This window comes from Streptomyces sp. R35 (genome assembly GCF_041053035.1).
Taxonomy (GTDB): Bacteria; Actinomycetota; Actinomycetes; order Streptomycetales; family Streptomycetaceae; genus Streptomyces; species Streptomyces lutosisoli.
Map to the genome: position 1 here is coordinate 6,768,496 of NZ_CP163440.1, position 23,221 is coordinate 6,791,716.

General features: G+C 71.8%; 15 protein-coding genes. 10 read left to right on the plus strand and 5 right to left on the minus strand.

All coding sequences use genetic code 11. From position 1 onward, the window contains the following. The first annotated feature begins 16 nt into the window (after positions 1-16). Positions 17-2,488, plus strand: coding sequence for a DNA helicase PcrA (gene pcrA / locus AB5J50_RS30855; protein WP_369261413.1), 2,472 nt, complete (start codon positions 17-19; stop codon positions 2,486-2,488). 114 nt (positions 2,489-2,602) lie between these two features. Here pcrA and AB5J50_RS30860 read toward each other — a convergent pair whose 3' ends face one another. Together AB5J50_RS30860 and AB5J50_RS30865 are read right to left on the minus strand one after the other, a co-directional pair. Beyond that, the gene (locus tag AB5J50_RS30860) at positions 2,603-4,195 is read right to left on the minus strand and encodes a peptidoglycan DD-metalloendopeptidase family protein (protein WP_369261414.1); all 1,593 of its coding nucleotides are present in this window, start codon (positions 4,193-4,195) and stop codon (positions 2,603-2,605) included. Between the two features lie 226 nt (positions 4,196-4,421). Next, positions 4,422-5,291 (minus strand): lipase family alpha/beta hydrolase, encoded by an 870-nt coding sequence (locus tag AB5J50_RS30865; protein WP_369261415.1) that lies wholly within the window; start codon positions 5,289-5,291, stop codon positions 4,422-4,424. 751 nt (positions 5,292-6,042) lie between these two features. Here AB5J50_RS30865 and AB5J50_RS30870 point away from each other — a divergent pair. After that, the gene (locus AB5J50_RS30870) at positions 6,043-6,459 is read left to right on the plus strand and encodes a cobalamin B12-binding domain-containing protein (protein WP_327431103.1); all 417 of its coding nucleotides are present in this window, start codon (positions 6,043-6,045) and stop codon (positions 6,457-6,459) included. Between the two features lie 324 nt (positions 6,460-6,783). On the opposite strand, the gene AB5J50_RS30875 is transcribed toward AB5J50_RS30870, so the two are convergent. Both AB5J50_RS30875 and AB5J50_RS30880 read right to left on the minus strand, forming a co-directional pair. Continuing rightward, positions 6,784-8,406 carry a DUF5691 domain-containing protein gene (locus tag AB5J50_RS30875; RefSeq protein ID WP_369261416.1) on the minus strand — a complete coding sequence of 541 codons (1,623 nt, stop codon included), beginning with the start codon at positions 8,404-8,406 and terminating at the stop codon, positions 6,784-6,786. A 112-nt stretch (positions 8,407-8,518) separates the two neighbouring features. Further along, positions 8,519-9,874: an SWIM zinc finger family protein gene (locus AB5J50_RS30880; RefSeq protein ID WP_369261417.1), complete on the minus strand. Its 1,356-nt coding sequence runs from the start codon at positions 9,872-9,874 to the stop codon at positions 8,519-8,521. A gap of 133 nt (positions 9,875-10,007) precedes the next feature. Here AB5J50_RS30880 and AB5J50_RS30885 point away from each other — a divergent pair, with 133 nt between their 5' ends. The 7 genes from AB5J50_RS30885 (at position 10,008) to sucD (ending at position 20,134) form a co-directional block, all read left to right on the plus strand. Further along, the gene (locus AB5J50_RS30885) at positions 10,008-11,162 is read left to right on the plus strand and encodes an AAA family ATPase (protein WP_369261418.1); all 1,155 of its coding nucleotides are present in this window, start codon (positions 10,008-10,010) and stop codon (positions 11,160-11,162) included. Beyond that, entirely contained in the window at positions 11,159-13,636 is a 2,478-nt protein-coding gene (locus tag AB5J50_RS30890) for a DUF5682 family protein (protein WP_369261419.1), read from the plus strand. The genes AB5J50_RS30885 and AB5J50_RS30890 overlap by 4 nt, the downstream gene beginning before the upstream one ends. Continuing rightward, positions 13,633-14,823 carry a VWA domain-containing protein gene (locus AB5J50_RS30895; protein WP_327431108.1) on the plus strand — a complete coding sequence of 397 codons (1,191 nt, stop codon included), beginning with the start codon at positions 13,633-13,635 and terminating at the stop codon, positions 14,821-14,823. Before AB5J50_RS30890 ends, AB5J50_RS30895 begins: the two co-directional genes overlap by 4 nt. Before the next feature lie 185 nt (positions 14,824-15,008). Beyond that, positions 15,009-15,911 (plus strand): hypothetical protein, encoded by a 903-nt coding sequence (locus tag AB5J50_RS30900; RefSeq protein ID WP_369261420.1) that lies wholly within the window; start codon positions 15,009-15,011, stop codon positions 15,909-15,911. Positions 15,912-16,079: 168 nt separating this feature from the next. Next, positions 16,080-17,609: a hypothetical protein gene (locus tag AB5J50_RS30905; RefSeq protein WP_369261421.1), complete on the plus strand. Its 1,530-nt coding sequence runs from the start codon at positions 16,080-16,082 to the stop codon at positions 17,607-17,609. Between the two features lie 440 nt (positions 17,610-18,049). After that, a complete protein-coding gene (sucC, locus tag AB5J50_RS30910) occupies positions 18,050-19,228 on the plus strand; it encodes an ADP-forming succinate--CoA ligase subunit beta (protein ID WP_369261422.1) in 1,179 nt (392 codons plus the stop codon). Between the two features lie 21 nt (positions 19,229-19,249). Further along, the gene (gene sucD / locus AB5J50_RS30915) at positions 19,250-20,134 is read left to right on the plus strand and encodes a succinate--CoA ligase subunit alpha (protein WP_369261423.1); all 885 of its coding nucleotides are present in this window, start codon (positions 19,250-19,252) and stop codon (positions 20,132-20,134) included. 115 nt (positions 20,135-20,249) lie between these two features. Here the strand turns inward: sucD and AB5J50_RS30920 are convergent, their stop codons facing one another. Continuing rightward, positions 20,250-21,395: a helix-turn-helix domain-containing protein gene (locus AB5J50_RS30920; protein ID WP_369261424.1), complete on the minus strand. Its 1,146-nt coding sequence runs from the start codon at positions 21,393-21,395 to the stop codon at positions 20,250-20,252. Positions 21,396-21,503: 108 nt separating this feature from the next. Here AB5J50_RS30920 and AB5J50_RS30925 point away from each other — a divergent pair, with 108 nt between their 5' ends. Then, positions 21,504-23,111 carry a DUF6350 family protein gene (locus AB5J50_RS30925; RefSeq protein WP_369261425.1) on the plus strand — a complete coding sequence of 536 codons (1,608 nt, stop codon included), beginning with the start codon at positions 21,504-21,506 and terminating at the stop codon, positions 23,109-23,111. The last annotated feature ends 110 nt before the right edge of the window (positions 23,112-23,221 follow it).

Genomic DNA, 23,221 nt, shown 5'->3' on the forward strand with positions numbered 1-23,221 from the left:
CTAGACTCGGAGAGCGATGAGCAGCCTCTTTGATGACAGCTTCCTGGCGGACCTCAAGCCCTCACGGGCCCACGAGGAAGAGCCCCCGCCGCCGCCCGAGGACGATCACGTACCGGAGCCCGTTCCGGACGATCTGTTCGGCGGGAAGTTCGACGTGCCGCCGGACCGGGACGCGTACTACCGCGACGGCGCGCCCCGGCCCGCCGTGGACGCGGCGGCGCTGCTGGACGGGCTGAACGAGAACCAGCGGGCGGCCGTGGTGCACTCCGGCGCCCCGCTGCTCATCGTGGCCGGCGCGGGCTCCGGCAAGACCCGTGTGCTCACGCACCGGATCGCGTATCTGCTGGCCGAGCGCAATGTCCACCCCGGCCAGATCCTCGCGATCACCTTCACCAACAAGGCCGCGGGCGAGATGAAGGAGCGCGTCGAGCACCTCGTCGGCCCGCGCGCGGGTGCGATGTGGGTGATGACCTTCCACAGCGCGTGTGTGCGGATCCTGCGCCGCGAGAGCAAGAAGCTCGGCTTCACCTCCTCCTTCTCGATCTACGACGCCGCCGACAGCAAGCGCCTGATGGCCCTGGTCTGCCGCGACCTGGACCTCGACCCCAAGCGCTTCCCGCCGAAGTCGTTCAGCGCCAAGATCTCGAACCTGAAGAACGAGCTGATCGACGAGGAGGACTTCGCGGGCCAGGCCGCCGACGGCTTCGAGAAGACCCTCGCCCAGGCCTACGCGATGTACCAGTCGCGGCTGCGCGAGGCCAACGCGCTCGACTTCGACGACCTGATCATGACGACGGTCAATCTGCTGCGCGCCTTCCCGGACGTCGCCGAGCACTACCGCCGCCGCTTCCGCCACGTCATGGTCGACGAGTACCAGGACACCAACCACGCGCAGTACGCCCTGGTCAGGGAGCTGGTGGGGCCCGCCGACAGCGACCCCGGCGAGCTGTGCGTGGTGGGTGACGCCGACCAGTCGATCTACGCCTTCCGCGGCGCGACCATCCGCAACATCCTCCAGTTCGAGGAGGACTACTCGGACGCGACGACGATCCTGCTGGAGCAGAACTACCGCTCCACGCAGACGATCCTGTCCGCGGCCAACGCGGTCATCGAGCGCAACGAGTCCCGCCGCCCCAAGAACCTGTGGACCAACGCGGGCGCCGGTTCGAACATCACGGGCTATGTCGCCGACACCGAGCACGACGAGGCCCAGTTCGTCGCGGACGAGATAGACCGTCTCACCGACGCGGGCGAGGCCAAGGCGGGCGACGTCGCCGTCTTCTACCGTACGAACGCGCAGTCCCGTGTCTTCGAAGAGATCTTCATCCGCGTCGGCCTGCCCTACAAGGTCGTCGGCGGCGTCCGCTTCTACGAGCGCAAGGAGGTCCGGGACGTCCTCGCGTATCTGCGCGTGCTGTCGAACCCGGAGGACTCAGTCCCGCTGCGCCGCATCCTCAATGTCCCCAAGCGCGGCATCGGCGAGCGCGCCGAAGCGATGATCGACGCGCTGTCGCAGCGCGAGAAGATCAGCTTCGCGCAGGCCCTGCGCCGCGTCGACGAGGCGTACGGGATGGCGGCGCGCTCGACGAACGCGGTCAAGCGGTTCAACACGCTCATGGAGGACCTCCGTACGATCGTGGAATCGGGCGCCGGCCCGGCCACCGTGCTGGAGGCTGTCCTCGAACGCACCGGCTATCTCGCCGAGTTGCAGGCCTCGACCGACCCGCAGGACGAGACCCGCATCGAGAACCTCCAGGAACTCGCCGCCGTGGCCCTGGAGTTCGAGCAGGAGTCCGGCGAGGGCGAGGCAGCGGGCGAGGCCGCGGCGTCCGGCGGGCTCTCCGCGTTCCTGGAGCGGGTCGCGCTCGTCGCCGACTCCGACCAGATCCCGGACGAGGAGGACGGCAACGGCGTCATCACCCTGATGACCCTGCACACCGCCAAGGGCCTCGAATTCCCCGTGGTCTTCCTGACCGGCATGGAGGACGGCGTCTTCCCGCACATGCGTGCGCTGGGACAGGTCAAGGAACTGGAGGAGGAGCGGCGCCTGGCGTACGTCGGCATCACCCGCGCGCGGGAACGGCTGTATCTCACCCGGTCGTCCATGCGCAGCGCGTGGGGGCAGCCCTCGTACAACCCGCCGTCGCGCTTCCTGGAGGAGATCCCGGAGGCCCACCTGGACTGGAAGCGCACGGGTGCCATGGCTCCCGTGTCGTCGGGTCCGGCCTCGGGCATCGCGGCGTCCCTGTCGTCCTCGCGCTCGCGGTCCGCCGCCTCGGGGGCCTCCGGGTTCGCGACGCGCCGCGGTGCCTCCGAGAAGCCGGTGGTCTCGCTGGCGGTCGGGGACCGTGTCACACACGACCAGTTCGGCCTCGGAACCGTCGTCGGCGTGAAGGGGACGGGCGCGAACGCGGAGGCGACGGTCGACTTCGGGGAGCCGAAGCCGAAGCGGCTGCTGCTGCGGTATGCGCCGGTGGAGAAGCTGTAGAGCGGTAGGCGTGGGCGGGGCCCGGCAGTTGTTACGTCGGGTCCCAGGCGCAGGCGATGACCCCGGTTGTCATGCCGGTGGTTGTTACTTCGAGGGTTGTTACGGCGAGGGTGGTTACGTCGGGTCCAGGCCGTGGCTGCGCAGCCACGGCAGCGGGTCGATCGCCGAGCCGCCGGCCGGGCGGACCTCGAAGTGCAGGTGCGGGCCGGTGGAGTTGCCGGAGTTCCCGGAGAAGGCGATGGGGTCACCGGCCTTGACGGTCGTGCCCGACGCGACCTTGTAGCTGGAGAGGTGGCAGTACCAGGTCTCCGTGCCGTCCTTGGCGGTGACGATCGCCATGTTCCCGTACGCACTGTTCCACTGCGTGCGGACGGTCCCGTCGGTCGCGGCCATCACCGTCGTACCGTACGAGACCGGGAAGTCGATGCCCGTGTGCACGGACATCCAGTTGATGCCCGCCTGGCCGAAGTAGGCGCTGAGCCCCTTCTGCGTGACCGGCAGCGCGAACTTCGGCCGCAGCCGCTCCTTGCGGGCGGCTTCCGCCGCCGCCTTCTGCTTCTCGGCCGCCTGCTGGGCCTTGAGGTCGATACGTTCCTGCGTCCGGCTGGCCCGGTCGGCGAAGTCGTCGGCGCCCGCGGAGAGACTCTGCAGCTGGGTGTCCAACTTGTTGTTGGCGGCGGACGGTTTCACCGAGGTCGCGTCGGCCGCGCTGGCCGAGGTGTCCTTGCTGTCACTCCCGCCGATGCTGCCGACGGAGGCCGCGGCGATCCCCGCGACGCCCATCACGCAGACCGAGGGCACGGCGACGGTCAGCAGAGCGGAACGTTTCGCGGGAGTACGGCGACGGGAGCGGGACGACGCGGACCGCGAAGCGGCGCGCGGGGCCGGGATGACCTCTTCCATGTCGTCGAGCAGCGGCGTCTCGTGCTCGTCGCCGGTGTCGTCCGCGTCGGCGGAGGTCTCGAACTCGTCGTCCGCGGCGGCGGGTTGCTCGTACGGGAGCTGCTCGAACGTGGCGGTCGCCTGCTGGTCGAAGGACTCGGGCGCGAGCGGCTCGGCCTGGTGCTCATACGACTCGGCCTGCGGATGCTGCTGTTCGTACGCGTCCTGCGGATGCTGGTGCTCGTACGCGTCGGGCTGCGGGTGGTCGTACGGCTCGTAAGTGCCGTGGCCGCCGACGGTGTTCCACTGCGTCGCGTCGTACGCGCCCGTCTCCTGGGGCGGCGCACTCCACTGCTGGGTGTGGTCGAGCGGCTGATCGGGCTGGAGCCAGGCGGTCGCGTCCCACTGGCCTGAGGCGTCAGGGCCCGGATGCTGCGCGGGGATGTGGGCGAGCTGCTGGTAACCGGGCGCCCACGTGGTCGTTTCGTAGCTGCCGGTGTCGTACGCGGCCTGGTGCTGCGCGGCGTACGGGTCGTAGTTCAACGTCTGGTGACTGCCGGTGCTCCACTGCGTGGCGTCGTACGAACCCGTGCCGCCGTCCTGGCCCGTCATGTCACCGAAGAGGGGGTCGGTCGCGAAGCTCGTGGTCGCGTAACTGCCCGTGGCGCCCGCGCCGGTGTCAAAACCGGTGGTGGTGTAGCCGTCGTACGTGGTGAAGTCGCCGTACTGGACTTCCTGCCCGCCGTACGACGCGTAGAGCGCTGAGGCGGCATCGGAAGCCGGAGCCGGGGGAGTTGCGGTCCCCGACGGGTGACGGTCGTTCACCAACTTCTCTTTCGCCTCGACAACAGGGGCTGGTAGAGCAGTGCGGCTGGCAGAGCAGTGCGGTGACTGTACCCGGCGGTACGCGGGCGGGACAATCTTCGGCAGGTTTCCCTCCCGCAGGAAACGGGCATTCGGCCGTGTTTCGGGGGAGGGCAGGCACGGCTTTGGCCTGGCGTTCGAAGAGTGTTCGAAGCTGGGAGGGTGTCGGGCGGCTGTACGGCGGCTGTTACGCCACTGTCAGACCGTCGGTCTGGGTGCCGGAGTCGACTCCTGGCTCCTCCATGTCGAGCGCCTGCCGTATCCCTGCCGCTACGGCGGGATGCACGGGCAGGGCGAGATGGCCGACGCCACTCACACGTACGTTCTGTGCGAGCAGGTCCGGGTGGTCGACGCAGGCCGTCTCCAGCGGGTCCATCAGATGGTCGAGATCGCTCCAGAAGCTGACGAAGTGCGTACGGCAGCCCGGCGCGGGCTGGCGCAGTTCCTCGATGACCTCGGAACCCGGGCGCATCTGGCGGACGATCGGGTGCGCGTTCATCAACGGGGCGACGCGGGTGCCCGAGTGCGGGGTGCCGAGCGTGACGAGGGTGCGTACATGGAGGTCTCCGCCGAGGCACTGCACGTAGTAGCGCGCGATCAGTCCGCCGAGGCTGTGTCCGACGATGTCCACCCGGTCGTGACCGGTGCGCTCACATATCTCCTCTATGTGGCGGCCGAGCAGTTCCGCGGCGGTACGGATGTCGCAGGTCAGCGGCGAGTAGTTGAGCGACTCGACGTGCTGCCTGCCGTGCTGGGCGAGGTTGCGGCGCAGCAGGACGAAGACCGAGCGGTTGTCGATGAAGCCGTGCAGCAGGACGACCGGGGGCTTGGCCTCGGTGGGCAGCCGGGCGGCGTCGGGCGAGGGGAGGGCGGGGGCGGTGCGGCGCTCCGGGGTGATGCCCGAGGGGTAGAGGAGGAGGTGCCCGGCGAGGATCGCGAGCTCCAGCGCCGTCGCCTTCAGGAGGGTCACCGAGAGTCCGGCCAGTCCGGCCAGTCTGCTCGGAAACAGCCGCTGACAGAGGGGGAGAAAGGGCGACGCTGCCCTGGTGACCTTCATGGCCGACCTCCAGTCGGCACGCGGAGGACCGCTCTGTCCCCCGTGTGCCCTCGTGGAAAGCCACGGTGGCGGTGACGGCGGTGGCCGACGGTGCGTGTGCGGCGTGTGAGGTGCCGGTTACGCTACGGGGTTGCCCTGCCGGGGGGTGTGAGGGGTGCGATGGGTGGCGCGACGGCACGAGGGGCGCGACCGTCGCGGATTCCCGTCGTTCCGTAGTTCCAAGTTCCATCGTCCTCGTGCCGGCGTGGCTCCCCGCTGTCGTGCCGTTGCCGATGTGCCTTACCACCACGGTGTCCCGCTGACGGTGCGGTGGTGCGGCCACCTGGTCGCGGCTCTCCTTGCGCAGGCTCCGACTGTGGCCCCTGTGCCACAGATCCATGCGGCACGTGTGCCGCAGGATGTGGAGCGTGCGCGGTTAACTTGTCCCAGTGTGTGATTTCCCCCTCGGTCTCCACCGCGAAACTGCCGGTTGCGGGATGCTGGCGATAACGTTCGTTCACTTCCCCGGCGGGTTGGGTGCGGGATGCCTGTGCTGACTGGTGTATCCGGTGTGGTGGGCAGCGGAATATGCGATATGTGTCGGTAGTTGGTAGTTGGCCATCAGTAGTCGGTAGTTAGCGGTTCGTGGTCGCCGGTTAGCGGACCGTAGTCGGTTGCTGGCGGTCAGTAGTCAAGTAGTCGGTAGTCAGTTGTCAGTGGCCATGTGTCGGTAGTCGGTACAGGTTGATGTAGTCGGTTCATGGAGGCAGTGATGGGTGTGGCAGCCGGTCCGATCCGCGTGGTGGTGGCCAAGCCGGGGCTCGACGGCCACGATCGGGGGGCCAAGGTGATCGCGCGGGCGCTGCGCGACGCCGGCATGGAGGTCATCTACACCGGCCTCCATCAGACCCCCGAGCAGATCGTCGACACCGCGATCCAGGAGGACGCCGACGCGATCGGTCTCTCGATTCTCTCCGGCGCCCACAACACGCTCTTCGCGGCCGTCATCGAGCTCCTCAAGGAGCGCGACGCGGAGGACATCAAGGTCTTCGGCGGCGGCATCATCCCTGAGGCGGACATCGCGCCCCTCAAGGAGAAGGGCGTCGCGGAGATCTTCACGCCCGGGGCGACGACTGTGTCGATCGTGGACTGGGTACGGGCGAATGTCAGGCAGCCGGCAGGCGCGTAGCGCCTCCGGCGGGGGCGCGGGTGATTCTTTCGCCCCCGCCGCCCCTACCCGTCCCATCCCTGGGGGCTGCGCCCCCAGACCCCCGCTAAAAGATTGCGCAGTTCCCCGCGCCCCTAAAAGACAAAAGACCGGGGGCGAGCCGGGGGTGGGGCGACGGGGGCGACGGGGCGCAGCCCCGAGCCTTCAGGGGCGCGGGGAACTGCGCGAGCAACCCCCACCGGCCCGCAGCCAAACGAACAACCGCCACCCACCCCCACCCACGGGGTCGAAGGGGCGGAGCGCCTGGGGATGGGACGGGTAGGGGCGGCGGGGGCGAAAACCGCCTCATGGCGCCGCAAGCTCTGATGCCATGGTCGCGCGCAACCGCAGTGTGGTGACGAGGCGTTGGAATGCCTCGGCCCAGTAGCTGCCGGCTCCTGGCGCGGTGTTCTCCGACTCGTCGGGCACAGAGGTCAGCCCATCGAGCCGCACAGCCTCCCCCGGATCGAGACACCGCTCGGCCAACCCCATCACCCCACTGAAGCTCCACGGATAACTCCCGGCATCCCGCGCGATATCGAGCGCGTCGACCACGGCCCGCCCCAAAGGCCCCGCCCAGGGAACCGCGCACACCCCGAGCAACTGAAACGACTCGGACAACCCATGCGTCCCGATGAACCCCGCCACCCACTCGGCCCGCTCCCCGGCCCTCAACGTGGACAGCAGCTTCGACCGTTCCGCAAGGGACACCGCCCCCGGCCCGCCGGCCTCCGGCGCGGAGGGTGCCCCGAGGAGCACCCTGGACCACCCGGGATCACGCTGCCGCACCGCCGCCCGGCACCACGCGGCATGCAACTCGCCCTGCCAGTCGTCCGCCACGGGCAATGCCACGATCTCCTCCGGCGTACGGCCCCCGAGCCGCCCCGGCCACGTCCCGAGCGGCGCCGCTTCGACCAACTGGCCCAGCCACCAGGACCGTTCGCCCCGCCCCGCTGGAGGCTTCGGCGCCACACCGTCCCGCTCCATGCCCGCGTCGCACTCGTGCGGTGCCTCTACGACGATCGTGGGCGTGCCCCGCATACGGTCGACGGCCACGCACGAACCGGCCCGGGCCGCCATCCGCGCGGCGAGCGCGGAACCCGGCAGCGCGGACAACAACTCCGCCGCCGTCGCCCGTACATTGCGGCTCCGGTCGCTCAGCGCCCGTTCCAGGAACGGCTCGTCCGCCGCGCACAGCCCCGACCGCAGCGAGTCGAGGAACATCAGCCGGTCCTCGGCCCGCTCCGTCGCCCAGGTCGTGGTGAGCAACTCACGTGCGGCGTCGGGCTCCTTGGCCCGTATCGCCGAAAGCAGCGCGACCCGCTCGGCGAACAGCCCCTCCTGCCAAAGCTGTTGTACGCGCTCGGCCTCCTCCGGTCCCGGGAGCGCGGCCCCGCCGCCCGGTGCGGAGCGCAGCGCGAACCGCCACTCCTGGTTCAGCCGCGCCAGCCAGAACGCCCGTGGCCCCGCGAAGGCCAGGGCCGCCGGCCGTAGATCCGTACGTCCCCGGGCCGCGTCGAGCAGCGCGGGCAGGGCCTGCGGGGGTGGCGCGAATCCGCGCGCGTTCGCGAGCGTGAGCCACTGGGGGAGCAGCTCCATGAGGTCCGGCGCCGTCCCCCGGCGGCCACCGCCTCCCGTGCCGGGCCGGTCCGCCAGCAGCATCGCCAGCCTGCGGGCCGCCGCGGGCGGCAGGGCCGGCCGGGGATCCCGCGCCGCGGGCTCCGGACGGGCCGCCGCCCGGGCGGGCCGTACTCCGGCCCGCCGCCGCAGCGTCTCCACTGCGGCCGCGTCCAGCAACGCCACCGGAGCCTCCCGTCCCGGCCCCCACCCCGGAGGCGTACGCCGCTCGGTCCCGAGCAACGCCACGGTGACGAGCTCCTCCCAGGAGCCGCCGGCGGGCGCGCCCGCGGAGGCCGAGGTCGTGTTCATGAGCGTCCTTTCCGTACGGAGATGGTGGTCATGGAGGTAGTAGTCACGGAGGTAGTCGTCGTAAAGGTGGTGGTCACGAACATGGTGTGGGTGGTCGGGGCGGCCGGCGTGGTCAGCACAGCGGCACCGCTTCCCCCGCGCCCTCCGGCCAGGCCGTCAGTGGAGTGAAGCCGCGGTGGCCGCACTCGCCGAAGACCGTGACGGGGGCGCCGCCGGAGAGGGCGACGAGCCGCCACAGGTCGGGGCGGGATCGCGCGGAGTGCGTGAGCGGGAGGGCCAAGCCGCCCTCGGCATCCGCAAGTTGCCAGGTGTCGCCGTCCGGGGTGGGGACGACCCGGTCCAGGGTGACCGGGCAGGAGTCCAGCCAGGGGTCGGCCCGCAGGGCCTCTCCGTAGCGGGCGGCCGCCTGGGGTGTGGTCAGACCCGGTGGCCGTATCGCCACGGGCGAGGGAGGCGTGAACTGCTTGCCCAGCGCGGCCCGCAGCTGTCCGGCGCCCGGGTACGAGGACACCTCCGCCTCGAAGGCCAGCCCCACGGGCAGTGCCAGCTCCGGTGCGCGGCCGGCCGCGCCGTAGGAGAGGAGCAGGACCGTACGGCCGGACTGTGTGCCGTACAGCCAGATTCTGCGCGTCGTGAGACGGGCGTCCGCCGTGTCGTACTGGGCGAGGACCAGCCAGCTGTCCCGCAGCGGCGGGCCGTCCGCCGAGCCGGACAGCCCGACCCGTGAACGGACCGTCGCGGCAAGGTCGTCCGACAGCCGCTCGCGCCGCAGCCAGCCCTGGTCGAGGAGGTGGAGCAGCGCGCACTCCTCCAGCAGTCGCACCGGCCAGCCCGGACCGGACGACGGGATCGCCCCCAACTCCCTTACCCGCGCGGCCAGACCGGGTGCCTGCGCGTCGACCATTCGGGCCGCCGTCTCCTCCCACAGCCCGTATCCCTCTCGCTCGGCCGAGGCGAGGCCGCCGCGCAGCAGATCCGCCAGCCGCTGCTCCAGCTCCGCCGCCCCCGCGGTGATCCGCTCGGCCCGCCGCTCCGCCCTGCGCCGGGCCGCCTCCGGGTCACCCGACGGCGCGGCTCCAGATGCCCCGCCCGCCGTCGTCCTCGCCTGTGCGCGCTTCCTTCTCCCCTCTATCCACTGCTCCGCCCAGTCCGGCGCCGGCCCCGGCGGCACCGAGCCGTCCGCGCCCGCCCAGAGCAGCAGCAGCCCCAGCGCGTGCTTGCACGGGAACTTGCGGCTGGGGCAACTGCACTTGTAAGCGGGCCCGGTGGAGTCCGCGATGTCGATGACCGTCTGATACGGCTTGCTGCCACTTCCCCTGCACAGTCCCCACACCGTCCCCTCGTCAGAACTGCCTGCCTCGGACCACGGTCCGGCCGCGCCGAGTTTGCTCCCCGCCTTGCGTGACGCGGCGTCAGGCGCCAGTGCCAGCACCTGATCCGCCGTCCAGCGCACCGCCTGCTGAGTCATGTCATCGAAGGTAGATCCCGCCACTGACAATCGGCCCTCGCGAGCACATTTGCGCAGGTCAGAGCACATTGTCAGTGGCGTGGTGCACGGTGGTACCAGATCCGAACCGGCCGAGCTGGAGGGGGACCGAGCCATGTCCGTGTCCGTTGAACCGACGTCCGTCGATATGCCTGCGGGAGAGCGCGCGGGAGCGACCGCGGACGAGCCGGGCGAGGCGCTGCGACCGCACGCCGAGCATGCCTTCGCCGCCGAACTCGCCGCGCTGGCAGCGCAGGACGACCGGACCCGCCCGGCCCGCTGGCGGCTGTCGCCGTGGGCGGTCGCGACCTATCTGCTGGGCGGCACCTTGCCGGACGGCACGGTGATCACACCCAAGTACGTGGGACCGCGCCGCATCGTCGAGGTCGCCGTCACCACGCTCGCCACCGACCGGGCGCTGCTTCTGCTCGGTGTGCCAGGCACCGCCAAGACCTGGGTGTCCGAGCACCTGGCCGCCGCGGTCAGCGGCGACTCGACGCTGCTCGTGCAGGGCACGGCCGGCACGCCGGAGGAGGCGATCCGGTACGGCTGGAACTACGCGCAGCTGCTCGCGCACGGACCCAGCCGGGACGCCCTCGTGCCCAGCCCCGTCATGCGCGCCATGGCCGAGGGCATGACGGCCCGCGTCGAGGAGCTGACGCGCATCCCGGCCGACGTACAGGACACGCTGATCACGATCCTGTCGGAAAAGACGCTGCCGATACCGGAGTTGGGCTCGGAAGTGCAGGCCGTCCGCGGCTTCAACCTCATCGCCACGGCCAACGACCGCGACCGCGGGGTCAACGAACTGTCGAGCGCGCTGCGCCGCCGCTTCAACACGGTGGTGCTGCCGCCACCGGAGAGCGCCGACGCCGAGGTCGACATCGTCTCGCGCCGCGTCGACCAGATCGGCCGCTCCCTCGACCTGCCCGCCGCGCCCGACGGCATCGACGAGATCCGCCGCGTCGTCACCGTCTTCCGCGAGCTGCGGGACGGGATCACGGCCGACGGGCGTACGAAGCTGAAGTCGCCCAGCGGCACCCTGTCCACCGCCGAGGCCATCTCCGTCGTCACCAACGGCCTTGCCCTGGCCGCCCACTTCGGCGACGGCGTCCTGCGGGCGAGCGACGTCGCGGCCGGCATCCTCGGCGCCGTCGTCCGCGATCCGGCGGCCGACCGCGTCATCTGGCAGGAGTACCTGGAGGCGGTCGTCCGCGAGCGGGACGGCTGGAAGGACTTCTACCGGGCCTGCCGGGAGGTGAGCGCATGACGGTCTTCACCGCAGGGCCGTTGCTGCTGGGGGTGCGGCATCACGGCCCCGGGTCGGCGCGGGCGGTGCGGGCCGCGTTGGAGGCGGCGGCTCCCCGGGTCGTGCTGATCGAGGGACCCCCGGAGGCGGACGCACTGATCCCGCTCGCCGCCGACAAGGAGATGCGGCCCCCGGTCGCCCTCCTCGCCCATGTCGTGGACGAGCCCGGCCGCTCCGCCTTCTGGCCGCTGGCCGAGTTCTCACCGGAGTGGGTGGCGATCCGGTGGGCCCTGGACCACGGCCTGCCGGCTCGCTTCATCGACCTTCCGGCGACCCACACACTGGCGTGGGGCAAGGAGGAGCCGCCGCCCGAACCCGACCGGCCCCCTGGCGAACCCGACCTGCCCGCTGACGAGCCCAACCTGTCCGCTGACGAGCCCGACCTGTCCGCGGACGAGGCAGTGCGGATCGACCCCCTCGGTGTACTCGCCGAGACGGCCGGTTACGACGATCCCGAGCGCTGGTGGGAGGACGTGGTCGAGCACCGAAGCGGGGCGGGGAGCGATCCGTTCGCGCCGTTCGCCGTGCTCGAAGAGGCGATGGGGGCGCTGCGGGAGGCGTACGGGGTCGGGGGACACGACCGGGACCTGGTCCGGGAGGCGCACATGCGGCTCCAGCTGCGGGCGGCGCAGCGGGAGTTCGGTGACGAGGTGGCCGTGGTGTGCGGGGCCTGGCACGTGCCCGCGCTGCGGCAGAAGACCACGGCCGGCGCCGACCGGGCGCTGCTCAAGGGGCTGCCCAAGGCGAAGACCGACATGACGTGGGTGCCCTGGACGCACCGGCGGCTGGCCCGGATCAGCGGGTACGGCGCGGGCATCGACTCGCCGGGTTGGTACGGGCATCTGTTCGCCGCCCCCGACCGCCCCGTCGAGCGCTGGATGACCAAGGTGGCCCGGCTGCTGCGCGACGAGGACCGGATGGTGTCGTCCGCGCATGTCATCGAGGCGGTGCGGCTGGCCGACACGCTCGCCGCGATGCGCGGCCGCCCGTTGCCGGGACTGACCGAGACCACCGATGCCGTACGGGCCGTGATGTGCGAGGGCTCGGACGTGCCGCTGGCGCTCGTGCGGGACCGGCTCGTGGTGGGCGATGTGCTGGGGGAGGTGCCGGAGTCCGCCCCCGCGGTGCCGTTGCAGCGCGACCTGGCTCGGCTTCAGCGCCGGCTGCGGCTGAAACCGGAGGCGCTGGAGCGGGAGTTGGAGCTCGACCTGCGCAAGGAGACCGACGCCGAGCGCAGCAGGCTGCTGCACCGGCTGCGGCTCCTCGGCGTCGGGTGGGGCGAGCCCTCCGTGTCGCGGAGCAGCACCGGCACCTTCCGGGAGACCTGGCGGCTGCGCTGGGAGCCGGAGCTGTCGGTGCGGGTCGCCGAGGCGGGCGTGTGGGGCACGACGGTACTCGCCGCCGCGACGGCCAAGGCCGAGACGGACGCCGTCGCCGCACCCTCGCTGGCCGATGTCACGGCACTGGCCGAGCGCTGTCTGCTCGCCGAACTCCCGGACGCGTTGCCGGTCGTGATGCGGGTCCTCGCCGACCGGGCCGCCCTCGACGCGGACGTCGGCCACCTCGCCCAGGCTCTGCCCGCCCTGGTCCGCTCCCTGCGGTACGGCGATGTGCGCGGCACGGACACCCATGCCCTGACCGGCGTCGCGGTGGGCCTCGCCGAGCGGATCTTCGTCGGCCTCCCCCCGGCCTGCGCGGCCCTCGACTCCGAGGCCGCCGAGGACATGCGCAGCCATGTGGACGCGGTGCAGGGGGCCGTGGGACTGCTGGGGGAGACGTCCACGACGTCACCCGGTGGCGTACAGCCGTCCGGCGACGGACCGGCGTCCCGCGGTATACGCGGCCGCTGGCACTCCGTGCTCCGGGTGCTGGCCGGGCGCGACACCGTGCCGGGGGTGATTCGCGGGCGGGCCGTACGACTGCTGCTGGACGAGGGCGAGTTGGCGCAGGACGAGGCAGCGCGGCTCATGGGGCTTGTGCTGTCGCCGGGGACGGAACCCGGGGACGCGGCCGCGTGGATCGAGGGCTTCGTCGGGGGCGGCTCCGGCGGCGGGATGCTGCTGGTGCACGACGAGCGGTTGCTCGGCCTGGTGGACGCGTGGCTGACCGGGGTGCCGGCGGTGGCGTTCACCGATGTGCTGCCGCTGCTGCGGCGGACGTTCTCGGCGTACGAGGCGGGCGTGCGCAGGACGCTGGGCGAGCTCGTCCGGCGTGGGCCGGGAGCGCCGGGGCGCACCGCGGCCGCCACCTCCGGGATACCCGGGTTCGCCCCCGACCTCGACCGCGAGCGCGCGGACGCCGTACTGCCGGTGCTGAGCCTGCTGCTGGGGCTGGACGAGTCCGACGACGGCACCTCCGAGGACAGCGCCGCTGACGAGGACAACGCTGACGACAACAACGCCGGCGACAACAACCTTGTGGAGGTGGCCCGATGACCGCAGCGCCGGTGGACACGCCGGGCACGGCCCGTGCGGCCGATGTGAGCGACGAGCGGCTCCGGCGCTGGCGGCTCGTGCTCGGCGGTGACGAGGCGGACGGCACCGGATGCGTGCTCGCCGGGCAGGACGCCGCGATGGACGGGGCGCTCAGCGCGCTGTACGGGAAGGGGGGCAAGGGGCAGCCGGGGCGGGACCGTTCGGCGGGGCTCGGGGCGTCGGCGCCCTCGGTCGCGCGCTGGCTCGGGGACATCCGGACGTACTTCCCGTCGTCCGTCGTCCAGGTCATGCAGCGCGACGCCATCGACCGGCTCGGGCTGTCCACCCTCCTTCTGGAGCCCGAGATGCTGGAGGCGGTGGAGGCCGACGTCCACCTGGTGGGCACGCTCCTCTCCCTCAACAAGGCCATGCCGGAGACGACGAAGGAGACCGCGCGGGCCGTCGTGCGCAAGGTCGTCGAGGATCTGGAGAAGCGGCTCGCCACCCGCACCCGGGCCACGCTCACCGGCGCCCTGGACCGCAGCGCCCGGATCAGCAGACCGCGCCACCACGACATCGACTGGAACCGCACGATCGCGGCGAACCTGAAGCACTACCTGCCCGAGTACCGCACGATCGTGCCCGAGCGGCTGATCGGGTACGGGCGCGCCTCGCAGTCCGTGAAGAAGGAGGTCATCCTCTGCATTGACCAGTCGGGGTCGATGGCGGCGTCCGTCGTCTACGCCTCCGTGTTCGGCGCCGTCCTCGCGTCGATGCGGTCCATCTCCACCCGGCTCGTGGTCTTCGACACGGCGGTCGTCGACCTCACCGACCAGCTCGACGACCCGGTCGACGTCCTCTTCGGCACCCAGCTCGGCGGCGGCACGGACATCAACAGGGCGCTGGCGTACTGCCAGTCGCAGATCACCCGGCCCGCCGACACGGTGGTCGTGCTCATCAGCGATCTCTACGAAGGGGGCATACGGAACGAGATGCTGAAGCGGGTCGCGGCGATGAAGGCGTCCGGGGTGCAGTTCGTGACGCTGCTCGCGCTGTCCGACGAGGGGGCGCCCGCGTACGACCGTGAGCACGCGGCGGCGCTCGCGGCCCTGGACGCACCGGCGTTCGCCTGTACGCCCGATCTGTTTCCCGAGGTGATGGCGGCGGCGATCGAGAAGCGTCCGCTGCCGATACCGGACACCAGGTGAGGGGAATGGCAAACCCGGACATGAATACCCATCGGTAACAGGGGACTTGCGCAACCTCGGGAGCCCCGTGCGAGGATCGACGCGGCCTCAGAGCCTTCACCCACCAACCCTCACCCGCCACCCTCACCCACCGTTGCGCACCATCCCCCGCCCTCACCCGCCTTCGCCCTGGAGGACCCTCCCCCTTGACCCTGTCAGCCGCACTGCCCGGTGCCGCTCTGCGCGTGATGCGTACGGCGGCGGGACGGCGTGCGCTGCAGGTGGTGCTGCTGGTGGGTGGGTTGTTCGCGCTCGGGTTCCTCTGCGGTGAGCAGGCGCACGCGGCGGACGGGGCGGTGCCGACTCCGACGCAGGTGGTTCAGTCGGCGCAGAGCTCGGTGACGAGTTCCGTCGAGAAGGGGACTTCAGCCCCTGAGGACGGTTCTGCCGCGCTGAGCGCCGCCGCGCCCGTCACCGACACCTCAAAGCAACTCACCGACACCGCCGAGCCTGCCACCGACACCGCCAGGCGCGTCACCGACACCGTCCGGCATGTCGTACGGCCTGTCGGTGATCTGGTGGAGACGGTCACCGACGAGCTGCCGGAAACCCCGCCCGAGATGCTTCCGTCCCTGCCCGAGTTCCCGGATCCGTCAGGCCTGCCGGGCCTGCCCGCGCTTCCGGCCGCGGGTGGGCAGGCTCCGCCCGCCGTCGGCGGTTCGGTGCCGCAGGGGCCTGCCGGGGCGACGGAGCAGTCGCACGCGGCGGCGGCCGAACGCGGTGCGCTGCGGCGCGCGTCCATGGAGGCCGCCCCCGCGTACGGGCCGAGCGGCGTCCGCACGGACACCGGTGCCGGTGTCGACGTGCGCCGCGGTCACGACGGCGTACGGGCTGGACAGGCCCCCGCCCGCCAGGCGCCCCCTGGCGACCCGACCGGCGCACTGGTCAACCAGGCCGCGGTCGACAGCGGAGCGCCACGGCACGGCGATCCGCATGCCGTCACTTCTGACCACCGGGCGCCGCTGCGGCTCGCGCCCGGTGCCTCCGCGGTGATGACCGCGGACGAGACCCGGGACAGGTACCGGGACATTCCCGTTTTCCCCGGCTAGGGCAGCCCTTCCCCCGCTGAACGACCTGCCGCGCGGGGGCGGAACAGGTCTGCCCGCCGTCCGGACACCTCTCCGGTCCCTGGACGGATGCCCCGGAATTCGCTGGAAAGCATCGCGAATTCCCGGAATGTCCCGAACTCTCGGAATCCCGAAGGATCTGACGTACCCATGAACAAGAACATCCGCCGTTCCATCGTCATAGCCGCCGGTGTCACCGGCGCGTGGGCGCTCGGCTCGGCTGTCGCCAGCGCGGACGAGCTGCCCGCGTCCTCCCTCTCCGTGTCCGACGTGACCGCCGACGTCACGGACACGGTCGGCTCGGTCACCGGCACCGTCGACGGCGTCGTCGGGAACGCGACGAGCGACGTGCAGAGCACGGTCTCCGGCGTCACCGATGGCGTCACTGACGGCGTCACCGACGGCTCGGCCGTCGACGGCGCGACCTCGACCGTGACCGGCACCGCCGCCAAGGCCCAGGCGCAGGCGCAGTCCACCGCCGACGCCGCCGGAGCCCAGGCCAAGAAGACGGCCACGGCTCCCACGAAGACCGCCGACCACGCCCGCCGCTACGTCGACGCCGAGGTCTCCTCCGTGACCCCTCTCTCGCAGGCCAAGGCCGCCGTCGCCGCCACCGCGGAGCACAGCACCGGCAAGGCCCGGGAGACAGTCGCCGACGTCAGCGCCCCGCAGGACGAGATCGACTACCTGTTCGGCCCCCTCGCGGCCTTCGCGCCGGAGCTGGAGGAGGCCCTCGCCGGAGCGCAGAGCAAGCTCGCGGCCGCCCAGCGCACCGCCGCCGCCGTGCCGTCCGCGGCGCAGACCAAGGTCCAGCAGACCGTCGCCACGGCAGGAAAGACGGCAGGAAACGCGGCGGGCGACACGGTGACCGGCGCCCGCGGGACCGCCACCGGCGCCCCCGCCCAGGTCCAGGGCGCCGTCGGCACCGCCACCGGCCTCGCGATCCCGGTCGTCGACGAGACCGCCGCCGCCGTCCTGCCGCCCGTCGCCGCCACCGCCGTCCACGGCGTCACCCCGGTCGTGGACCACACCGTCGGAAACGTGACGGCACTGGCGTACGGCGCCGTCGGTGACGTGCGGCCGTACGCCGGAGGCCTCGTCGGGCAGGTCGCCGACGACACCGCCGCCGCCGTCCTGCCGCCCGTCGCCGCCACCGCCGTGCACGGTGTCGTTCCGGTCGCCGGGCAGGCCGTCGGGGACGCGGGCGCGCTGGCGTACGGCGTGGCGGGTGACGTCCAGCCCTTCGCGGGCGGTGTCGGGGGCGACGCGGGAACGCTCGCGTACGGAGTCACGGGCCAGGTCGGCCCCTTCGCACATGGCGTGACCGACCAGGTGCAGCCCTTCGCCGGTGGCGTGGCCGGCGCGGTGCAGCCGGTGGTGCAGACCGTGGTCGACCAGGTCCAGCCCGTCACCTACGGCGTCGGCCACAGCGCCAACAACCTGGCGTACGGCGTGGCCGGCGACGTCCAGCCGTTCGCGGGCGGAGTCGTGGGCGAGGTCGACCCGTTCGCTCACGGTGTCGTCGGCCAGGTCTCCCCGTTCACGCAGGACCTGACCGGAACCGTCGAGGCGACCGGCGGCCCCCTCGCGGGCAACGCCGTCGGCGGCGTCCAGGGCGTGGCCGGCTCGGTCGCGCCGAGCTACCTGCACGGCGCCCAGTACGGCACGTACAGCGTCTGACGCCCACCCCCTGGCCGTACGACGACGGACGACGTACGACGACGACCGGCGAAGCCGACGTACGGCATCCGACCGACCCCGCGGGGGGCGACGCACCCGGACGGCCGAAACCCATCGGTCCGTCCGGTCGAAACCTCGCGGAAGGGCCGGGTGGTCCCCATTGGGGTGGGGACCGCCCGCCCTGGGCCCCTTCGGGGCCGTTCGACGGGCCTCACCAGGCAAACCCCAGCCTGGTGAGGCCCGCTCTGTGACAGGTATCACCGCTCATCTGTGAGCTGCGATTTAGGGACGCGCGGCCAGCGGCGATAACCTGCGAGACGGACATGCCGCGCGCTCGGACACCGTGTGCGCCACCCTTGTGACAGCGGACGTCACGTTGCCCTTCGCGGCACGCCCACGCATCCAACGAACCGCGAGATCACTGATAGGGACGGACGCGCGTGGACCTGTTCGAGTACCAGGCGAGGGACCTCTTCGCCAAGCACGGTGTACCGGTGCTGGCCGGTGAAGTCATTGACACGCCTGAGGCAGCCCGCGAGGCGACCGAGCGTCTTGGCGGCAAGTCCGTCGTCAAGGCCCAGGTGAAGGTCGGAGGCCGCGGCAAGGCCGGTGGCGTGAAGCTCGCCGCCACCCCGGACGAGGCCGTCGCCCGCGCGACGGACATCCTCGGTATGGACATCAAGGGCCACACGGTCCACAAGGTGATGATCGCCGAGACCGCGCCCGAGATCGTCGAGGAGTACTACGTCTCGTACCTCCTCGACCGCACCAACCGCACCTTCCTCGCCATGGCGTCCGTCCAGGGCGGCGTGGAGATCGAGGTCGTAGCGGAGGAGAACCCCGAGGCCCTCGCGAAGGTCCCGGTCGACGCCAACGAAGGTGTCTCGATCGAGAAGGCCCGCGAGATCGTCGCCCAGGCGAAGTTCCCGGCCGAGGTGGCCGAGCAGGTCGCCGAGATCCTGGTGACGCTGTGGGACACCTTCATCAAGGAGGACGCCCTCCTCGTCGAGGTCAACCCGCTGGCCAAGGTCGCCTCCGGCAAGGTCATCGCCCTTGACGGCAAGGTGTCCCTGGACGAGAACGCCGAGTTCCGTCAGCCGGAGCACGAGGCGCTGGTCGACCACGCCGCCGCCAACCCGCTCGAGGCGGCGGCCAAGGCCAAGAACCTCAACTACGTCAAGCTCGACGGCGAGGTCGGCATCATCGGCAACGGCGCGGGTCTCGTCATGAGCACCCTCGACGTCGTCGCGTACGCCGGTGAGAACCACGGCGGCGTGAAGCCGGCCAACTTCCTCGACATCGGCGGCGGCGCCTCCGCCGCGGTCATGGCGAACGGCCTGGAGATCATCCTCGGCGACCCGGACGTCAAGTCCGTCTTCGTCAACGTCTTCGGTGGCATCACCGCCTGTGACGAGGTCGCCAACGGCATCGTCCAGGCGCTCCAGCTGCTCAAGGACAAGGGCGAGGAAGTCACCAAGCCGCTGGTCGTGCGTCTGGACGGCAACAACGCCGAGCTGGGTCGCAAGATCCTGTCGGACGCCAACCACCCGCTCGTGCAGCGCGTGGACACCATGGACGGCGCGGCCGACAAGGCCGCCGAGCTGGCCGCGGCCAAGTAAGGGACGAGGGAAAACCAAGCCATGGCTATCTTCCTCAACAAGGACAGCAAGGTCATCGTCCAGGGCATGACCGGTGCCACGGGCATGAAGCACACCAAGCTCATGCTGGCCGACGGCACGAACATCGTCGGCGGTGTCAACCCGCGCAAGGCGGGCACGTCCGTCGACATCGACGGCACCGAGATCCCCGTCTTCGGCACGGTCGCCGAGGCGATGGAGCAGACCGGCGCCAACGTGTCCGTCCTCTTCGTGCCGCCGGCCTTCGCGAAGGCCGCCGTCGTCGAGGCGATCGACGCGGAGATCCCCCTCGCGGTCGTCATCACCGAGGGCATCGCCGTCCACGACTCCGCCGCCTTCTGGGCGTACGCGAAGTCGAAGGGCAACAAGACCCGCATCATCGGCCCGAACTGCCCCGGTCTCATCACCCCGGGCCAGTCCAACGCCGGCATCATCCCGGGCGACATCACGAAGCCGGGCCGCATCGGCCTGGTCTCGAAGTCCGGCACGCTGACGTACCAGATGATGTACGAGCTCCGTGACATCGGCTTCTCGTCGGCCGTCGGCATCGGTGGCGACCCGGTCATCGGTACGACGCACATCGACGCGCTCGCCGCGTTCGAGGCCGACCCCGACACCGATCTGATCGTCATGATCGGTGAGATCGGCGGCGACGCCGAGGAGCGTGCGGCGGACTTCATCGCGAAGAACGTGACGAAGCCGGTCGTCGGCTACGTCGCCGGCTTCACCGCGCCCGAGGGCAAGACCATGGGCCACGCCGGCGCCATCGTCTCCGGCTCCTCCGGCACGGCTGCCGCGAAGAAGGAGGCCCTCGAGGCCGCCGGCGTCAAGGTCGGCAAGACGCCGACCGAGACGGCGAAGCTGGCGCGCGAGCTTCTCGCGGGCTGAGTGCCCTAGCGCGCTTTAGCTGAACGCCGGTGGGCCCGCACCCCTTGTTGGGGTGCGGGCCCACCGGCGTTGGCACACAGAAGCATCGGTACGGGCCTCGGCGCCCTCGGCGGCCTCAGCGGATCTCCGGGACCAGCCTTTCCGGGCCGTTGACCGTCTCCGACTTCAGCTTGGCGTGGAGTTTCAGCTCTGCCTGGGACAGGGTGCCCGGGGCGGCCCGAGGGGGTACGCCCTGTACCGTTTCGCCCGGGGCCAGCGGCGCCTCGTAGTGGTCCGGGGCCGTTCGGAGCGTCAGCGTCGTGGCGCCGATGAGGAGGACCGTGAAGGCGATGGCCGCGCGGGTCCAGTGCCGGGCGCGACGTTCGCCGTCCCAGCGGACCGTGCGGGGCTTCGCCGCCCGCAGCCGCTCGATGCTCGCGAGTTCGGCGAGCCGCCGGTGCAGCTCCTGAGGCGCCGCCAGCTCCGGCAGACGCGCCGCGACGGCCTCACGCGCGTGCAGCAGCCGGCCCGCCGCCGCGGGCGTGCTCGCCTCCGTCTCGGCCGCGGTCTCCGGCAGATCGAGCCCGACCCCGTCGTACAGCAGCAGCGTGCGCCGGTACACGGGCGGCAGTTTCAGGAGTACGTCGAGCAGCGCGCGGTCGGCGGCGCCCGCGGGCGGCGCCTCCGGGTGCCGGTGCCGCAGGCGCATCCGGTGCCAGGGGGAGAGCGCGTACTCGTACGCCGTCGCCCGCACCCACCCGGCCGGATCCCGGTCCACGGCCACCTCGGGCCAGCGGTGCCAGGCCAGTTCAAACGCCTTCTCCACGGACTCCCGCGCCAGCTCACGCCGCCCGGTGAGCAGATACGTCTGCCGTACGAGGGCGGGGGCGCAGAACGCGTACAGGGCGTCGAAGGCCTGAGTGGGCGTCAATGAAGGAACCGGGAGCGCGGGTTCCAGGCCCTCGGGCGGCTGCTCCGCGGTGCGTTCGGGGTGATCGGGGTGATCGGCGTGAGGTGTCGCGTCGGCGCCCACCAGTGCGGGAACGGCCTGCTCGTGACGATCGGTCACCTCGGCCCCGGTGTGGGCCGGCTCGGTCAGCAGCTGTGCGTACGCTTCCCGTGTGCTGCCGCGCGGTGTCGTACGGCCGGTCTCCCAGGAGCGCACCGTCTCGCGGGTGACGCCCACCCGGGCGGCGACGTCGGCCCGGGTCAGCGACTTGGCCTTGCGCAGACGACGGAGCTCATGGGGGGCCGGCATCGGGGTGGCGGGGCCCTGCGTCATGTCGCACCCCACAGGGCGCCCCCTCGTACGAAAAAGTGCATAGCTGCATATTGAGCGACACATCCATAGTTCGCCTGTTACGACGAGAAAGTGCGTGTCGTTGGGAACATGACGGTCGTGACCCAAATGACCGACCGCAGGCTGTCGTTGTTGCCCCTGCTCACCCGGATGCGCGACCGGTCCCCCGGACTGGCCGCCAGTCTCCTGGGCGGCGCCCTCGCGGCGGGGCTCGGACTCGGCTCGTTCGCCGTCCTCGTCATGGTGCTGTGGATCAGCTCGCCGTACCCGGACAGCGGACCGGGCGGGGCGCTGCACATGGCCGCGGCCCTCTGGCTCCTCGCCCACGGGGTGGAGCTGATCCGCACCGATACGTTGTCGGGCCTGCCCATGCCGGTGGGCGTGACACCGCTGCTCCTGCTCGTGCTGCCGGTGTGGCTGCTGCACCGGGCGGCGCGCGACGCGGCCGACGCCGAATCCGAGGCGCCGCCGCGTACCGCGTGGGCCGGGGTCGTCGCGGGCTATCTGTCCGTCGGAGCGGCCGCCGCGCTGTACGCCTCGGGCGGCGGGTTGCGCCCCTCCTGGGCGTGGACCGCCGTATGCCTGCCGCTGCTTGCCGGGGGCGCGGCCGGGGTGGGGGTGTGGACGGCGTACGGGCGTCCGCGGGGGCCGATGCCGGCGTGGGGACGGCGGTTCGCCGAGGCCCCGCCGCTGCGTCTGCTCTCCGGCGTACGTCGTTTCGTCGCCGGCGAAGACGCCCGGCTTCTCGGGGGTGCGGTGCGGGCCGCCGGGGCCGGGGCGGCGGCGCTGGTCGGGGGAGGGGCTTTGCTGGTGGCGGTGTCGCTGGTGTGGCACGGGGGGACGGCTCGCGACTCGTTCCTCCAGCTCACCGACGTGTGGTCGGGGCGATTCGCCGTCCTGCTGCTCTGCCTGGCCCTGGTGCCGAACGCGGCGGTGTGGGGAGCGGCGTACGGGCTCGGGCCCGGGGTCGTGCTCGGGGCGGGGCATGTCGCGGGGCCACTGTCGGCGTCCGCGCCGGGGCCGCTGCTGCCCGCGTTTCCGCTGCTGGCGGCGGTGCCGGGGGTGGGGGTGCCGTTGAGTTGGGCGAGCGGGGTGGTGCCGGTGGCCGCGGGGGTGACGGTGGCGTGGTTCGCGGTGGCTGCGGCCGTGCCCGGGGGTGGGGCCGCGGGGCGGGACGCGGCCTGGTCCCGGCGGCGGACGGTTGCCGCCGTCGCGCTGGCCGCCGGGTTGTGCGGCGTCGGGCTCGCGCTGCTCGCCGCGTTGGCCGGGGGGCCGTTGGGGGTGGCTGCGCTGGCTCATTTCGGGCCGGTGTGGTGGCAGGTGGGGGCTGCGACGGTGGTGTGGACCGGGGTGGTGGGGATTCCTGTGGCGGTGGGGGTGCGGGGGTGGAGGCTTCGGGAAGCTCGGGGTGGAGGAGCGCGGGGTCCCTTGTCGCGGCTCTCGTGGTTGTCGCGGTCGCGGTCGCGGGGGGCCGGGGCTGGTCTGCCGTCAACGCCGCCGCCGGTTGCCGCGCAGCCTCAGGCTCAGCCTCAGCCGCTTGCCGAGGTGCCGGACCCCCTGCTTGAACCCTTTGAACCGTACGAGTTCCTCCCCGTCGACCCCACGGTTTCCCCCTGGCGCGAGGACGCCTCCCGAGAGGCCCGCTGGGCGGCCCTGAAGGAGGCCTCCACTCCTCCGGAGCCAACGGATCCGACCTGAGGACGGTCCTGGGTGAGTTCCTCGCCCCCGCCGCCCCTGCCCGTCCCGTCCCTGGGGGCTGCGCCCCCAGACCCCCGCTAAAAGATTGCGCAGTTCCCCGCGCCCCTTAA

Coding starts and splice junctions, on each gene's coding strand:
- AB5J50_RS30865 (WP_369261415.1), bottom strand. CDS start 5,291: ATGAAGGTCACCAGGGCAGCGTCGCCCTTTCTCCCCCTCTGTCAGCGG.
- AB5J50_RS30870 (WP_327431103.1), top strand. CDS start 6,043: ATGGGTGTGGCAGCCGGTCCGATCCGCGTGGTGGTGGCCAAGCCGGGG.
- AB5J50_RS30905 (WP_369261421.1), top strand. CDS start 16,080: ATGAACAAGAACATCCGCCGTTCCATCGTCATAGCCGCCGGTGTCACC.
- AB5J50_RS30890 (WP_369261419.1), top strand. CDS start 11,159: ATGACGGTCTTCACCGCAGGGCCGTTGCTGCTGGGGGTGCGGCATCAC.
- AB5J50_RS30925 (WP_369261425.1), top strand. CDS start 21,504: ATGACGGTCGTGACCCAAATGACCGACCGCAGGCTGTCGTTGTTGCCC.
- AB5J50_RS30885 (WP_369261418.1), top strand. CDS start 10,008: ATGTCCGTGTCCGTTGAACCGACGTCCGTCGATATGCCTGCGGGAGAG.
- AB5J50_RS30895 (WP_327431108.1), top strand. CDS start 13,633: ATGACCGCAGCGCCGGTGGACACGCCGGGCACGGCCCGTGCGGCCGAT.
- pcrA (WP_369261413.1), top strand. CDS start 17: ATGAGCAGCCTCTTTGATGACAGCTTCCTGGCGGACCTCAAGCCCTCA.
- AB5J50_RS30920 (WP_369261424.1), bottom strand. CDS start 21,395: ATGACGCAGGGCCCCGCCACCCCGATGCCGGCCCCCCATGAGCTCCGT.
- sucD (WP_369261423.1), top strand. CDS start 19,250: ATGGCTATCTTCCTCAACAAGGACAGCAAGGTCATCGTCCAGGGCATG.
- AB5J50_RS30875 (WP_369261416.1), bottom strand. CDS start 8,406: ATGAACACGACCTCGGCCTCCGCGGGCGCGCCCGCCGGCGGCTCCTGG.
- AB5J50_RS30880 (WP_369261417.1), bottom strand. CDS start 9,874: ATGACTCAGCAGGCGGTGCGCTGGACGGCGGATCAGGTGCTGGCACTG.